Consider the following 14208-nt stretch of genomic DNA (forward strand, 5'->3'; position numbering starts at 1 on the left):
ACGCCGCAAGAACGGCGAATTGTCGCAATTTCATGGAATCCCCCAGTCCCCAACGGGACCGGGGCGTTCAGGTTGCTGGTCAGCCGCGAATTCCTGCTCCTCCCACTCCTCGGCCAGCTCGTCCCAGTAGTCGGCGGTCAGGCCGCGCCGGCCGTGGGTCAGCCAGCCGTCCGTGTTCCGCTCCAGGTGCAGGCCCAGCTCGGCGAACGGGTCCAGCCACCGGCCGGGCTCCACGCCGAGCCGCGCCAGCGCCGCGTTGATCGGCCACTCCCCGCGCGGCAGCGTGAAGGCGGAGTCGAAGCGGGGACCCCAGCTCAACCGGCCGCCGAGCCACACCGCCGACGCCTGGTGGCCGATCCCGCCGGCGAACTCCGCCTCCAGGTACGCCACCGGACCCCGCCGCGACCAGCGGTCCAGCAACCCGCCCAGAGCCGGCGAGATCACCAGCTCGAACGGCTGCCCGGCGGTCGGTTCCTCAGGGTGGTAGTCCGGCAGCGCGCCGGTCAGCTCTTCGACCAACTGCGGCGTCACCGGCAGCAGCGCGAAATCCTGCCGCAGTGCCGCCAGCACCGCGTGATCAAGGTCGGCGGTCTGCTCACGCAGCAACTCGACATCCGCGACGACCGCGCTGAGCTGGTAACTCATCCAATCCCCCCGCCGTCCACACCCTGTGGATAGCACATGTGTACGACGGATCCAGGGCCGCCGCGAGTGCCCGCACCGTACCGGGGTTCGCGGTGGGAGGCATGCCGGTGTCGTGCTGCCCTGCCCGACGGGCCGGGCGGCTACTCGTCGTCTTCCGCAGGTGGGCGGGGCGGGCGGTGGTGGCGTGCCCACTCGTCCACCTCGTCCGCGTCCCAGACCGTGGTGCCGATCAGGCGGGCGAGCGGTTCGGGGAAGCCGGGTCGGCGGGTGATCTGTAGGACCCGTTGCCGCGACACGTTGAACAGGGCAGCCAGTTCGCCCGGTCCGTACAAGCGCGGTCGCTTCACCGTTCGACCGTAAGCACGGCATTGGCTTGACTATCGCTCCTTGCTGATTGACAAGTGCATGCCAGGTGCGGTGAGGTAGAGATGGCCTCCGGCCCGGTGGAGGAGCTTCCCGGCGGGTCGGGGTGCCGCGAAGTTCGGACCCACCTCGGAGGCGACATGCAGAGACACGCGCCGCTCAGACCTCTCTGGATCTGCACCGCCGATGCGCTGCCCTGGCCCTGCGGGAGGGCTCGGCTCGACATGGTCGCCGAGTACGCGGGGGAGCGGGTCAACCTCGCGGTCGACCTTGCCGAGTTGTTCCGCGAAGCAATGGCCGACCTCACCCGGATCTGTCCCGAGCCGCCCGACCCGATCGGCACGTACCAGCGCTTCCTGGGCTGGGTGAAGACGACCCCCAGGGCCTGACCCCTCCTGGCCGCCCTGTCCTGGCACAGCTTCGGAAGGCGACGAAAGGTCGGCTCCGGATCAGGGCCGGCCCTCGCGTTGGTGCTGTTCGGACGAGCGGAGGATGAACGTATGCGTCCCGCGCATACGTCGTCAGTCGTGTTCGGCGGCGATCTCCCGCAGCAGACCGGCGAGCAGCTCCGGATGGGAGAGCATCGGATGGTGTCCGGTCGGCAGCTCCACCGTCCGCCCCGCCCTGGCCGCCTGGGCGCGCTGTACCTCCGGCGGGGTGGCCCGGTCCCCGGCGCAGACCACCGCCGTCGACGGGGTCGACCGCCAGCCCGCGTAGCGGACCGGAGTGGTGAGTACGGCGGCGTCCTGCCGGACCAGCCGGGCCATGGCACCCTCCACCGCCGCCGGGTCACAGTCGTGCAGGAACAGCGGCGGGACCAGCTCGGGCCGGGCCGCGAACGTGCCGTCGGGGAAGAATTCCAGGTGGGGCGCGGGTCCGGCGGGACCGAGATCGGCCAGGGACTCACCCACGTCGGGCAGGAACGAGCTGACGTAGACGAGGTGCCGGACGTCCCCGGCGTCTGCCGCCGCAGTGGCGACCATCCCGCCGTAGGAGTGGGCGACGAGGATCGCCGGCCCGCCGTCGCGCAGGACGCGACGGACCTCCTCGACGTCGTCGTCCAGCCCCGCCGGTCGGCGCGCGTCCGGCAGTTCGCCGCAGCTCGGCAGATGTACCGCGACGCTCGCCGTCCCGCCGGCCGCGAGCAGCGCCTCGACCCGGGACCACCACCACGCCCCGTCGCGTACGCACGCCCCGTGCACGAAGACGATCCGCATGGCTGCCTCCCTCGACCGGGCCGCTGTTGCGGAGAACCCTAGGGGCCGTCGCGGGGGCCTGAGTGCCCGTTCTGCCGTGGGCGTACGCGGCGCGACCTCGGCCGGGTGCTGCTGGAAACGACGAAGGGTCGGCTCCCGATCGGGGCCGACCCTCGCGTTGGTGCTGCTCAGACGAGCGGAGGATACGAGATTCGAACTCGTGAGGGTTTTATCCCAACACGCTTTCCAAGCGTGCGCCCTAGGCCTCTAGGCGAATCCTCCGCGAGCCAGGATACAGGTCCCCGGCGGCCGGACCACCCCACCACCCCCCGAAGATCCACCGGGGGTCGGGTAGGGTGGTGCCTACCTCCCGTGCGGCGGTATCTCGTGAACCTCCCCAGGGCCGGAAGGCAGCAAGGATAAGCGAGCTCTGCCGGGTGCACGGGAGGCCTTTTTGTCTCCGCCCACCGGTACCGTACCTGCGGGTCGGGTCCCGGGGTGGTGGGTGGTCACCCGCGCCCGACCGGCGCAGAATGGCTCGGTCGAGAGGAGGCGGGACGAGTGACGCTGGCGCTCTACCGCAAGTACCGGCCGCGTACCTTCGCCGAGGTCATCGGCCAGGAGCACGTCACCGAGCCGTTGTCGCAGGCGCTGCGCAGCGGTCGGCTCAACCACGCCTACCTGTTCTCCGGTCCCCGGGGCTGCGGCAAGACCTCCAGCGCCCGCATCCTGGCCCGTTCGCTCAACTGCGAGCAGGGCCCCACCCCGGAGCCGTGCGGGCAGTGCGACTCGTGCCGGTCGCTGGCCGTCGACGGCTCCGGCTCGATCGACGTCATCGAGATCGACGCGGCCAGCCACGGTGGCGTCGACGACGCCCGTGAGCTGCGCGAGAAGGCGTTCTTCGCGCCGGCCCAGAGCCGCTTCAAGATCTACGTCATCGACGAGGCGCACATGGTCTCGTCGGCCGGCTTCAACGCCCTGCTCAAGCTGGTCGAGGAGCCCCCGGAGTACGTCAAGTTCATCTTCGCCACCACCGAGCCGGAAAAGGTCCTCGGCACGATCAAGTCGCGGACCCACCACTACCCGTTCCGGCTGATCCCGCCGAAGGTGCTCCGGCCGTACCTGGAGCAGCTCACCCAGGCCGAGGGGGTGACCGTCGATCCGGCGGTCTTCCCGCTGGTGGTGCGCGCCGGTGGCGGCAGCGCCCGGGACAGCCTCTCCGTGCTCGACCAGCTCATCGCGGGCGCCGGCCCGGAGGGGGTCAGCTATCCCCGGGCCGCCGCGCTGCTCGGCGTCACCGACGCCGCGCTCATCGACGAGATGTGCGACGCGCTGGCCGCCGGGGACGGCGCGGCGGCGTACGCGACCGTCGACCGGGTGGCCGAGGCCGGCCACGATCCCCGCCGGTTCGCCTCCGACCTGCTGGAACGGCTGCGCGACCTGATCGTGCTCCAGCAGGTGCCAGACGCCGCCGACAAGGGCCTGATCGACGGCCCGGCCGACCAGATCGAGCGGATGGCCGCCCAGGCCCAGCGACTCGGCCCGGCGACGCTGTCCCGCTGCGCCGACATCGTGCACAACGGCCTGGTCGACATGCGCGGCACAACCGCTCCCCGGCTGCTGCTGGAGCTGATCTGCGCCCGGATGCTGCTGCCCGGCGTCGACGACTCCACGGGTGGCCTGCTCCAGCGCCTGGAACGGATGGAGCGCCGGCTCACCCTGGGTGCCGTCGACCTGCCGCCGGCCGCCGCCGGCTCCGCGCCTCCCCCCGCCCCCACCGAGGTACGCCCCCAGCCCGCCCCGGCCGTCGCCGACACCCCGCCGGAGCCCGGAGCCCCCACCGGGGTGGCTGCCGCGCGGGCTGCCGCTGCCGGTGCCCGCCCCGGATCGCCTTCGGCGGCACCTGCCGCGCCGCCGTCGGGTGGCCCACCGGTCGCCGACGCCGCTCCCGTACGCCGTCCGGTGCCGCCGTCGGCGGTACTGCCCGATCCGGCGACGCCCGAGCCGCCCCGACCGGGCAGCGACCCGGTGGGCGCGCTCGACGCGGTGGCCGTCCGGCGGGCGTGGCCGGAGGTGGTCGGCAAGGTCAACCGGACGAACAAGCGGATCGCCGCTCTGATGCGGGATGCCGTGGTCCGGGACCTCGACGGGGACACGCTGGTGGTGACGGTGAAGTCGGTGGTGCTGGCCAAGATGATGGCCGACCACGCCCGGGTGCTCACCGACGCGCTCTACGAGGAGTTGGGCGGACGCTGGCAGATCCGCTGCGAGGTGGCCGGTGAGCGGGGCGGGGTGACCCCCGCTGGTCCGTCCCGGCCGGCCCGACCGTCCGCGCCTCCCGCCGACTCCCCGTTCGACGGTGGTGCCACCCCCCACCCGGCTCGTCCGTCCGCCGGCCCGGATGCCGGTCCCGGCCCGTCCGGCGTGGCCGGCGGCCCGGCGGCCCGGCCCGACGCTTCCCCGCCCGCCGGCGGAACCAGCGCGCATGGCGGGACCAGCGCGCACGGCGGGACCAGCGCGCACGGCGGGGGCGGTCCCGGTGGCGCGCCCGGGGTGCCGGGTGCTGCCGGTACCGGCCGCGCGAACGGTGCCGGTGCGGTGGACGGTTCCGGTGCGGGCGGCGCGACCGCCGTGGCGGTGCGGGGCGGCGACCCGCAGGCGCAGGGCGGCGGGTCCGGTACGGCCGACGACGACTGGCCCGAGCCGGCCCGTCCCGGTGGCGAGGACGGATGGCCGGAGGCTGCCCGCCCCGGCGGGGCCGGCAGCGCGGGCGATGCCGGCGACTGGCCCGAGGCGGCCCGTCCGGGCGGCGCGGTGGCCACGGCGACGATGGCCGGCGGTTCGGCGCAGTCAGGATCGACGGGCGCGCAGGCCGGACCGGGCACGGCGGGAGCATCCGGAGCACGGACGGTGGCACCGGCGACCGGGACGGCGACCGCGCGTGCCGGCGGGGCGGCACCTGCCGTACCCAGGCCGGCGGGGCAGGCGACGGCCCCGGCGCAGACCGGTGCGACCGCCCCCGGCGCGGCCCCGGTGAGCAGCGCGATCGCGGCGGCGCGGGCGGCTGCGGCGGCGGCAGCGGCCGGCACCGCCAAGGGGCCACGGTCCGCCCAGCCGGCGCGCCGGATGGCGGACGCCGACTGGGCCGGTGAGCCGCCGTACGACCCGGACTACGACGGGCCGGGGCGCGCCGGTGGACGCTCGCAGCCGACGGCGGCCCCGGCCTACGAGGGCTTCGACCCGGGGGACGAACCGCTGGATGAGGTGATCGACGAGCGGACCGCCCGGCAGTCGAGCGAGGAGCAGGCGGTGCAGTTGCTCCGGGAGGCGTTCGGAGCCGAGAAGATCGACGAGGTGGACGCGCGCTGACCCGCCGTCGCCCGGACCGGAGACACCGACCGTGCCCGACTAGGCTGGGCGCGGCCGAGCAGACGAGTGCGAGAAGGAGCCATCCGTGCGCCCAGGTGGACAGCCGAACATGCAGCAGATGCTGAAGCAGGCGCAGAAGATGCAGCAGCAGATCGCCAAGGCGCAGGCCGAGCTGGCCGAGGCCGAGCTGACCGGCACCGCCGGCGGCGGTCTGGTCACCGCGACCGTGTCCGGCTCCGGCGAGATCAAGAGCATCAGGATCGACCCGAAGGCGGTCGACCCGGAGGACGTCGAAACCCTGGAGGACCTGGTCGTCGCGGCCCTGCACAACGCCGCCGAGGCGGCCAAGGAGCTGACCGACCAGAAGATGGGCCCGGTCGCCGGCGGCATGGGCGGCCTCGGCCTGCCCGGATTCTGACCCGCAGATGTACGAGGGTGCCATCCAGGACCTGATCGACGAGTTGGGGCGGCTGCCGGGCGTCGGCCCGAAGAGCGCCCAGCGGATCGCCTTCCACGTCCTGTCGGCGGACCCGGCCGACGTCACCCGGCTGGCCGGTGCGCTGCGCAAGGTCAAGGACCTGGTCCGGTTCTGCACCACCTGCTTCAACGTTGCCGAGTCGGAGCAGTGCCGGATCTGCCGCGACCCGCGCCGCACCGACGAGGTGATCTGCGTGGTCGAGGAACCCAAGGACGTGGTGGCGATCGAGCGGACCGGTGAGTTCCGGGGCCGCTACCACGTGCTCGGCGGGGCGATCAATCCGCTGGAGGGGATCGGCCCGGACAACCTGCGCATCCGCGAGCTGATGAGCCGGCTCAGCGCGGGGACGATCCGCGAGCTGATCCTCGCCACCGACCCGAACACCGAGGGCGAGGCGACGGCGACGTACCTGGCGCTGATGGTCAAGCCGATGGGTATCGCGGTCACCCGCCTGGCCAGCGGCCTGCCGGTCGGCGGCGACCTGGAGTACGCCGACGAGATCACCCTGGGTCGGGCCTTCGAGGGCCGCCGCGCGGTCTGACCCTCGCCGATCACCGGCCCCGCCGGTGGAGACACGCCGATGGCCGGCACCCCGGGTGGGGTGCCGGCCATCGTGTCGTACGGGGTCAGCTGTTCCAGTGCTTGGCGACGAGGTCGGCGGCCTGGGTCTCCCACTGGGCGTAGTGGTCGGGGTAGGCGGAGACCTGGACGGTCTGGGCGGCCTTGGTCAGGGGCATGTCCTGCCAGCCGTCGACCTGCTTGAGGCCCTTGAGGAAGGCCAGGGTGGCGTATTCGGGGTCGGTGATCTGCTCGACGGTGCCCCAGCCGCTGGAGGGGCGCTGCTGGAACAGGCCCTGCGAGTCGTGGTCGTTGCGGTCGCCGAGGTGGCCGAGGTTCTCCAGCTTCGACTCCTGCAGGCTGGTCGCGATCGACACGACGGCGGCGCGCTCGTCCATGCCGGCCTTCTTCGTCGCCGCGATGATCGCCTTGGCGTTGTCGGTCTGCTCGTCGTTCAGGTCGATGCGGGACTGGGTGCCCTGCACGCCGTGCGGGATCAGCTTGGCCTTGTCCACGGCGGGCTTGTCGGCTTGGACGGTGGCGACGGGGCGGGTGTCGATGGTGGGGGTGTCGGTGAGGTGCAGGGGACCGGCGGCGATGCCTCCGGCGAAGGCCAGACCGGCGATGCCGAGGACGCTCTTACGCAGGATGGTGGTCTTCATGGGGAAGCTCCTTCGGGGGTAGACGCCCCGTCCGGCCCGTGGAGGGCTGGGCGCGCCCGTGGGGGACGGGCAGCGCAGGGGCGTGGGCACCACGTCGGGGGCGCTCATACGGGGGAAAGTCTGTGGGGGGTTTCCGGCCGGGGCCTGCCGCGTGGGGCGGTGGCCGCTCGTGCCGGGGTCAGGTGTAACGACCGGGGGTCCGGGGTCATTCCCGCAGGGGGTGCGGGGTCGGCCGGGGGCTGCTGCGGTCGTACCGGGGTGTAACGACCGTCGGTGCCGGGTCATTCCGCCGGCGGCCGGGGCGTCGGGCGGCCCGGGGGTGCTGCTGCGGTCGTACAGAGGGTGTAACGCCGGGGGCGGGGTGGGGATTCCGGCCCGGGGGTGCCGCCGGTCACGGGACGTTGACCCCAGGACACGCACGTAGCGTCGGACTGCGCGGAGCGTACCCCCGGAACCGGACACGGTGCGGACGGCGACCGTCGCGGAGCCGCCTCGCGGGAGCCGGCGGGGCGGGGCGTGACGGTGGGTCACCGCTGGTGGCGGCGGATTCGGACACCCGGGCTATTTCAGGACAAAACTGGGACGTGCTGCTGTGACAGTCCCGTTTGTCGGGAGATCCGGCGGTGTCAGACGGAGTGCTTGGTGTCGGCTTGGTAGCGATTGCCTAACGGCCGTTCCGCTTCGGTGTGTCGTGTCATAGCCTCCCGCTCACGGACCGAGCCATGGACCGGCGTTGTTCAGGCGGATGACAGAGGTGAGAGATGCAGGCGAGAAGGCTAAGGACGGCCGTGAGCCTCGTGGCCGTTGCAGCCCTGGCGGTCGGCGCGGCCGGCTGTGCGGAGAGTGACCGCGGCGATGACAACAGTGGCGAGGCCAAGACGGGCGGCACCTTCATCTTCGCCGGTGCCGGTGACCCGAAGAACTTCGACCCGATCTTCAACGACGACGGTGAGTCGTTCCGGCCGGTCCGGCAGATGTACGACACGCTGGTCCAGCACAAGCCGGGCACTGCCGACCTGGTGGGTGGCCTCGCCGAGAGCTGGGAGCACGACCCCGAGGGCAAGGTCTGGACCTTCAAGCTGCGCCAGGGCGTGAAGTTCCACGACGGCACCCCCTTCAACGCCGCCGCGGTCTGCTTCAACTTCGACCGCTGGTACAACATGAAGGGTGCCGCCGCCCAGTCGCAGATGATCTACTACCAGGACGTCTTCGGCGGGTTCGCCAAGAACGAGGCCGAGGGTGCCGGCGAGGCGCTGTACAACAAGTGTGAGGCCAAGGACGACGGCACCGCCGTGGTCACCCTCAACAAGTACAAGGGTGCGTTCCCGGGCGCGTTCGCGCTGACCGCGCTCTCGATCGCCAGCCCGGAGGCCCTCAAGAAGGGTGACGCCGACACGGTCAAGCAGAACGGCGACTCCTTCGAGTACAGCTCGTTCGCGACCACCACCCCGGTCGGCACCGGTCCGTTCACCTTCGGTGGCTGGGACAAGGCCAAGAACGAGATCACCCTGAACCGCAACCCCGACTACTGGGGCGAGAAGGCCAAGGTCGACAAGGTCATCATCAAGGTGATCAAGGACGAGAACACCCGTAAGCAGGAGCTGCGGGCCGGCACCGTCCAGGGCATCGACTTCCCGGCTCCGGCCGACCGCAAGGCGCTGTCCGGTGAGGGCTTCCAGGTCCTCGACCGCCCGGCGTTCAACATCCTCTACCTGGGCATCAACCAGAAGAACCCGAAGCTGAAGGACCTGCGGGTACGCCAGGCGATCGCCTACGCCCTCAACCGTCAGCAGCTCGTCCAGACCAAGGGCCCGGGTGGCACCAAGGTCGCCGACGAGTTCATGCCGGACACCGTGCTCGGCTACGCCCCGGACGTGCAGAAGTACGAGTACAACCCGGACAAGGCCAAGCAGCTGCTCAAGGAGGCCGGCGCCGAGGGGCTGACCCTCAACTTCTACTACCCGCCGGACGTCTCCCGGCCGTACATGCCGAACCCGCAGGAGATCTTCACCGTCCTGGCCAACGACCTGCAGGCCGTCGGCATCAAGGTCAACGGCACGCCGCGTCCGTGGAACGGTGGCTTCAAGGACGACGTGCAGCAGTTCGGCAAGCAGGACCTGCACATCCTCGGCTGGACCGGTGACTACAACGACCCGGGCAACTTCGTCGGCACCTTCTTCGGCCGGGGCAAGGTCGAGTTCGGCGACCAGGCCATGACCGAGATGTTCGACGCGATCGCCAAGGCCGACGGCACCGTCGACGAGGCGGGCAAGAAGGCGGCCTGGGAGCAGGTCAACCGCGACATCGCCGCCAAGTGGCTGCCGGCCGTGCCGGTCTGGCACGCCCCGCCGGCCATCGTCGTCACCAAGGACGTGCAGGGGCTGGTCGCCAGCCCGCTGACCGACGAGCGCTTCAACACGGTCAGCGTCAGCAAGTGACGTCCGTCGGCTGACGCCGTAGGCGTGCATCGGCCCGGGTCGGGAGCAAGTGCCGGCCCGGGCCGATGCCGCGAACATCGAGAGTCTGGTGTGTGAGAGATGTTGCGAGTCATAGTCCGCCGCCTGCTCCAACTGGTGGTGACGCTGATAGCGCTGTCCGCGCTGATCTTCGTCTGGTTGCGGAACCTGCCCGGCGGTCCGGTCGAGGCGCTGCTCGGCGAGCGGGCCACCCCGGAACGACGGGCGCTGCTGATCAAGGCGCTCGGCTACGACCAGCCGATCCTCGTGCAGTACGGCAAGTTCATGCAGCGGGTCCTCACCGGGGACCTGGGCAACTCGATCCGGACCGGTGACCCGGTCACCGACGTCATCGCCCGCGCCTTCCCGGCCACCATCGAACTGGCCATCGCCGCCATGATCATCGCGGTGGGGCTGGGGGTGCCGCTGGGCTATCTCGCCGCCCGCTACCGGGGCCGACTCCTCGACAACCTGACGATCGCCGGCACCCTGCTCGGCATCTCGATCCCCATCTTCTTCCTGGGCTACCTGCTCAAGGACGTGCTCACCCAGGACATCCACTGGTTCCCGCCGTCCGGGCGGATCAGCACCGGGATGGACAACACCTCGGTGACCGGGTTCTACGTCCTGGACGGCCTGCTCACCCGGGAGTTCGACGCCAGCGCCGACGCGCTCTGGCACCTGATCCTGCCGGCGGTCACGCTGGCCACGATCCCGCTGGCGGTGATCGTCCGGATCACCCGGGCCAGCGTGCTCGACGTGCTCAACGAGGACTACGTACGGACCGCCGAGGCGAAGGGCCTGCGGCACCGCACCATCCGGGGCCGGCACATCCTGCGCAACGCACTGCTGCCGGTGGTCACCACCATCGGCCTGCAGACGGGCGCGCTGCTCTCCGGCGCGGTGCTCACCGAGAAGGTCTACAACTGGGGCGGGCTCGGCACCCTGATCACCGACTCGATCAGCGGCGGCCGGGACTACCCGGTGCTCCAGGCGATCATCCTGCTCGCCGCGCTGGTCTTCGTGCTGGTCAACCTGCTGGTCGACCTCTCCTACGCCTTCATCGACCCGAGGGTGCGTGTGCGATGACCGACCCGACCACCCGCCCCGGCGTGGGCAAGCCCCGCACCGGCGACACCCCCACCGACCAGCCCGCCGAGGGCCCGGCCGCCGACGGCCAGGCCGGCCAGCCCGGCAACGACGGGACCGGCCGGCCCGCCGAGAGCCCGGCGCAGCGGCGGGAACGCAGCATCGGCCGGCTCGGCGACCGCAAGCGGGCCCGGCTCGACGAGTTGGCGCGGGCCACCGCCGACCCGGGCGGCGTCAGCCTCTACCGGGACGCGCTGCGCCGGCTGCGCCGCAACCCGGTGGCCATCGTCGGCGCCGTCATCGTCGGGTTGTTCGTGCTGGTGGCGCTCTTCGCCCCGTTGATCGCCCCGCACGACCCGGTGCAGCGCTTCGACGAGCTGACCCGGGATCTGACCGTGGACAGCATCCCCGGGGCCACCGCCGGGCACCCGTTCGGTTCGGACCCGCTCGGCCGGGACTTCCTCTCCCGGATGATCCACGGCAGCCGGCAGACCCTCTTCGTCGGTGTACTCGCCACCCTGATCGGGCTCACCCTGGGCGTGCTGCTCGGCGCGATCGCCGGGGCCTTCGGCGGCTGGGTCGACGTGGTGCTGATGCGCCTCACCGACGTGATGCTGGCGCTGCCCAGCCTGCTGCTGGCGATCACCCTGGTCGCGATGGCCAGCCGGTCGAGCCAGTGGACGGTGATCTTCGCGGTGGCGATCGTCAGCGTGCCGATCTTCGCCCGGCTGCTGCGCGGCTCGATGCTGGCCCAGCGGGAGAGCGACCACGTCCTCGCCGCGCGGGCGTTGGGCGTCAAGGAACGCAACATCGTCCTGCGGCACATGCTGCCCAACTCGCTGACCGCGGTGATCGTGCAGGCCACGCTGACCTTCGCGGTGTCGATCCTCGACGCGGCGGCGCTGTCCTTCCTCGGCCTCGGCGACCCGGACATCAACCGGGCCGAGTGGGGGCTGATGCTCGGCGTCGACGGCCAGCGCTACTTCGAGGTCCGCCCCGAGCTGGCCTACTATCCGGCGCTCGCGATCATCGTGGTCGCGCTCGGCTTCACCCTGCTCGGTGAGGCGATGCGCGAGGCGATCGACCCGAAGAACCGAAGGTGACGGCGGTGCGGCGGGCCGGCGCGACCGGCCCCGGGCCGGGCGGGAGCCGGGTGGACCGGCGACCGCAGCCGGGAGCGAACGACCAGCACAGTGAGGATGTGACCCGATGAGCCTGCTCGACGTACGCGATCTGAGCGTGGTGTTCCAGCGCCGGGGCGAGCGGCCGTTCACGGCGGTCGACCAGGTCAGCTTCACGGTGGAGCCGGGGCAGACGGTCGGCCTGGTCGGCGAGTCCGGCTGCGGCAAGAGCGTGACCAGCCTGGCCATCATGGGGCTGCTGCCGAAGCGGGGTAACCGGGTCACCGGCGAGGTGCTGTTCGAGGGCACCGACCTGCTCAAGCTGCGCCCGGACGACCTGCGGGACCGGCGGGGCCGGGACATCGGCATGATCTTCCAGGACCCGCTGTCGTCGCTGAACCCGGTCATCCCGATCGGGGTGCAGGTCGCCGAGGTGCTGGAGCGGCACCGGGGGATGGATCGCCGCAAGGCGCTGCGGGAGGCACGGGAGCTGCTCGACGCGGTCGGCATCCCCGACCCGGACCGTCGGCTGACGGAGTTCCCGCACCAGATCTCCGGGGGTATGCGCCAGCGTGCCCTGATCGCCATCGCGCTGGCCTGCAAGCCCCGGTTGCTGATCGCGGACGAGCCGACCACCGCGCTGGACGTCACCATCCAGGCGCAGATCCTCACCCTGCTCAAGCAACTGGTCGACGAGACCGGCACCGCGCTCATCATGATCACTCACGATCTCGGGGTGGTGGCGGGGCTCTGCGACACGGTCAACGTGCTCTACGGCGGCAAGGTGGTGGAGCGGGCCGCCCGGCACGAGCTGTTCGCCCGGCCCCGGCACCCGTACACGCACGGGTTGCTCAGCTCGGTGCCCCGGCTCGACTCGGTGCGGGGCGAGCGGCTGCACGCGATCCGTGGCTCGGTGGCCGACAACATCCCCTGGGTCGAGGGCTGCGCCTTCGCGCCCCGGTGCGACAACGTGGTGGACGCCTGCCTGGACGGCCCGCCACCGTTGGAGCCCACCGCCTCCGGCGGCGACCTGCGGTGCAACAACCCCGTTTCGGAGGAGGTGGCGGTGCCGTGACCGAACGGACCGGAACCACGGATGGTGCCGCGACCGGGCAGGCCGGGGCGGGGGCGACGGCGGAGCAGGGGCGACCCCTGATCGAGCTGCGCGACGTCAAGGTGCACTTCCCGATCAAAAGCGGGCTGCTCTTCGACCGTACCGTCGGCTACGTCTACGCGGTCGACGGCGTCTCCCTGTCGATCAACGCGGGTGAGACGTACGGGCTGGTGGGCGAGTCGGGGTGCGGCAAGTCAACGCTCGGCCGGGGCCTGCTGCGGCTGGTCGAGCCGACCGACGGTGAGATCGTCTTCGACGGCACCGACGTGCGCGCGCTCAAGGGCGAGTCGATGCGTAAGGCCCGCCGTCGGATGCAGATGATCTTCCAGGACCCGCTCTCCAGCCTGGACCCCCGGCAGTCGGTGGAGTCGCTGCTGGTGGAGGGGCTGAAGGCGCACGGCCTGGCCGACGACAAGGAGGCGACGAGCCGGCGGTTGCGGGACACCCTGAAGGCGGTGGGTCTGCCCGCCTCGGCGTTGAGCAGGTATCCGCACGAGTTCTCCGGCGGGCAGCGCCAGCGCATCGGCATCGCCCGTGCCCTGGTGCTCGACCCGGACCTGATCGTCGCCGACGAGCCGGTCTCCGCCCTCGACGTGTCGATCCAGGCCCAGGTGCTCAACCTGCTGGAGGACCTCCAGAACGAACGCGGGCTGACGTACCTGATCATCGCGCACGATCTGGCGGTGGTCCGGCACATCGCCGACACGGTCGGGGTGATGTACCTGGGCGGGCTGGTGGAGGAGGCGTCCAGCGACGACCTCTACCGGGAGCCGATGCACCCGTACACGAAGGCGTTGATGTCGGCGGTGCCGGTGCCGGACCCGCTGGTCGAGGACCGGCGGGAGCGGATCCTGCTCGCCGGTGACCTGCCGTCGCCCACCAACCCGCCGGCCGGCTGCCGGTTCCACACCCGGTGCCCGTGGGCGCAGCCGACCCGCTGCGCCGATGAGCGGCCGGCGCTGCGCGAGGTCGTCGGCGGCCACCGGGTCGCCTGCCACTTCGCCGAGGAGATCGCCGCCGGGCGGCTGCGCCCGCACGAGGTGGAACCCGAGCTGGTCCGGCCGGACGAGGGCGGGACGCCGGGCGACCCCGGTGAGCTGATCCCCACCCCGTGAGCAGGTGACAGGGCCCCCTTCCCGGCGACGGGAAGGGGGCCC

13 protein-coding genes, 1 tRNA gene and 1 other RNA gene are annotated in these 14208 nt (G+C 71.8%); 10 read left to right on the forward strand and 5 right to left on the reverse strand.

The features are described from left to right. Positions 1-30: 30 nt before the first annotated feature. Positions 31-645 carry a hypothetical protein gene (locus ACN265_RS00230; protein ID WP_363658450.1) on the reverse strand — a complete coding sequence of 205 codons (615 nt, stop codon included), beginning with the start codon at positions 643-645 and terminating at the stop codon, positions 31-33. 140 nt (positions 646-785) lie between these two features. Beyond that, positions 786-992 (reverse strand): helix-turn-helix transcriptional regulator, encoded by a 207-nt coding sequence (locus ACN265_RS00235; protein ID WP_088646531.1) that lies wholly within the window; start codon positions 990-992, stop codon positions 786-788. A gap of 156 nt (positions 993-1148) precedes the next feature. Here ACN265_RS00235 and ACN265_RS00240 point away from each other — a divergent pair, with 156 nt between their 5' ends. Further along, entirely contained in the window at positions 1149-1397 is a 249-nt protein-coding gene (locus ACN265_RS00240; protein WP_421405680.1) for a flavin reductase, read from the forward strand. Positions 1398-1529: 132 nt separating this feature from the next. Here ACN265_RS00240 and ACN265_RS00245 read toward each other — a convergent pair whose 3' ends face one another. Next, positions 1530-2225, reverse strand: coding sequence for an alpha/beta fold hydrolase (locus ACN265_RS00245; RefSeq protein WP_420118078.1), 696 nt, complete (start codon positions 2223-2225; stop codon positions 1530-1532). Positions 2226-2401: 176 nt separating this feature from the next. Beyond that, positions 2402-2486 (reverse strand) — tRNA-Ser (locus ACN265_RS00250). Positions 2487-2568: 82 nt separating this feature from the next. On the opposite strand from ACN265_RS00250, the gene ffs reads away from it, so the two are divergent. The 4 genes from ffs (at position 2569) to recR (ending at position 6592) form a co-directional block, all read left to right on the forward strand. After that, an RNA gene (gene ffs, locus ACN265_RS00255) (signal recognition particle sRNA small type) lies at positions 2569-2658 on the forward strand. A 107-nt stretch (positions 2659-2765) separates the two neighbouring features. Next, positions 2766-5573, forward strand: coding sequence for a DNA polymerase III subunit gamma and tau (locus tag ACN265_RS00260; protein ID WP_421405681.1), 2808 nt, complete (start codon positions 2766-2768; stop codon positions 5571-5573). Between the two features lie 109 nt (positions 5574-5682). Further along, a complete protein-coding gene (locus tag ACN265_RS00265; protein ID WP_067309858.1) occupies positions 5683-5991 on the forward strand; it encodes a YbaB/EbfC family nucleoid-associated protein in 309 nt (102 codons plus the stop codon). Positions 5992-5998: 7 nt separating this feature from the next. Next, positions 5999-6592: a recombination mediator RecR gene (gene recR / locus ACN265_RS00270; RefSeq protein WP_088647762.1), complete on the forward strand. Its 594-nt coding sequence runs from the start codon at positions 5999-6001 to the stop codon at positions 6590-6592. A gap of 85 nt (positions 6593-6677) precedes the next feature. On the opposite strand, the gene ACN265_RS00275 is transcribed toward recR, so the two are convergent. Beyond that, a complete protein-coding gene (locus ACN265_RS00275; protein ID WP_421405683.1) occupies positions 6678-7271 on the reverse strand; it encodes a hypothetical protein in 594 nt (197 codons plus the stop codon). Positions 7272-8032: 761 nt separating this feature from the next. Between ACN265_RS00275 and ACN265_RS00280 the strand changes: the two genes are divergently transcribed. The 5 genes from ACN265_RS00280 to ACN265_RS00300 all read left to right on the forward strand — a co-directional run bounded on the left by ACN265_RS00280 (position 8033) and on the right by ACN265_RS00300 (position 14166). Further along, a complete protein-coding gene (locus tag ACN265_RS00280; RefSeq protein ID WP_357932622.1) occupies positions 8033-9709 on the forward strand; it encodes an ABC transporter substrate-binding protein in 1677 nt (558 codons plus the stop codon). A 99-nt stretch (positions 9710-9808) separates the two neighbouring features. Next, entirely contained in the window at positions 9809-10816 is a 1008-nt protein-coding gene (locus ACN265_RS00285; protein WP_088643793.1) for an ABC transporter permease, read from the forward strand. Further along, positions 10813-11919 (forward strand): ABC transporter permease, encoded by a 1107-nt coding sequence (locus tag ACN265_RS00290; RefSeq protein ID WP_357932626.1) that lies wholly within the window; start codon positions 10813-10815, stop codon positions 11917-11919. The genes ACN265_RS00285 and ACN265_RS00290 overlap by 4 nt, the downstream gene beginning before the upstream one ends. 106 nt (positions 11920-12025) lie before the next feature. Then, complete coding sequence (locus ACN265_RS00295) at positions 12026-13012, forward strand: ABC transporter ATP-binding protein (RefSeq protein ID WP_420117574.1); 987 nt, start codon at positions 12026-12028, stop codon at positions 13010-13012. 77 nt (positions 13013-13089) lie between these two features. Continuing rightward, positions 13090-14166, forward strand: a complete 1077-nt coding sequence (locus ACN265_RS00300; protein WP_357932805.1) for an ABC transporter ATP-binding protein — start codon at positions 13090-13092, stop codon at positions 14164-14166. Positions 14167-14208 lie beyond the last annotated feature (42 nt).

Origin of the sequence: Micromonospora sp. WMMD730, assembly GCF_049178955.1 — a bacterium.
In the GTDB taxonomy this organism is placed as follows: domain Bacteria; phylum Actinomycetota; class Actinomycetes; order Mycobacteriales; family Micromonosporaceae; genus Micromonospora; species Micromonospora wenchangensis.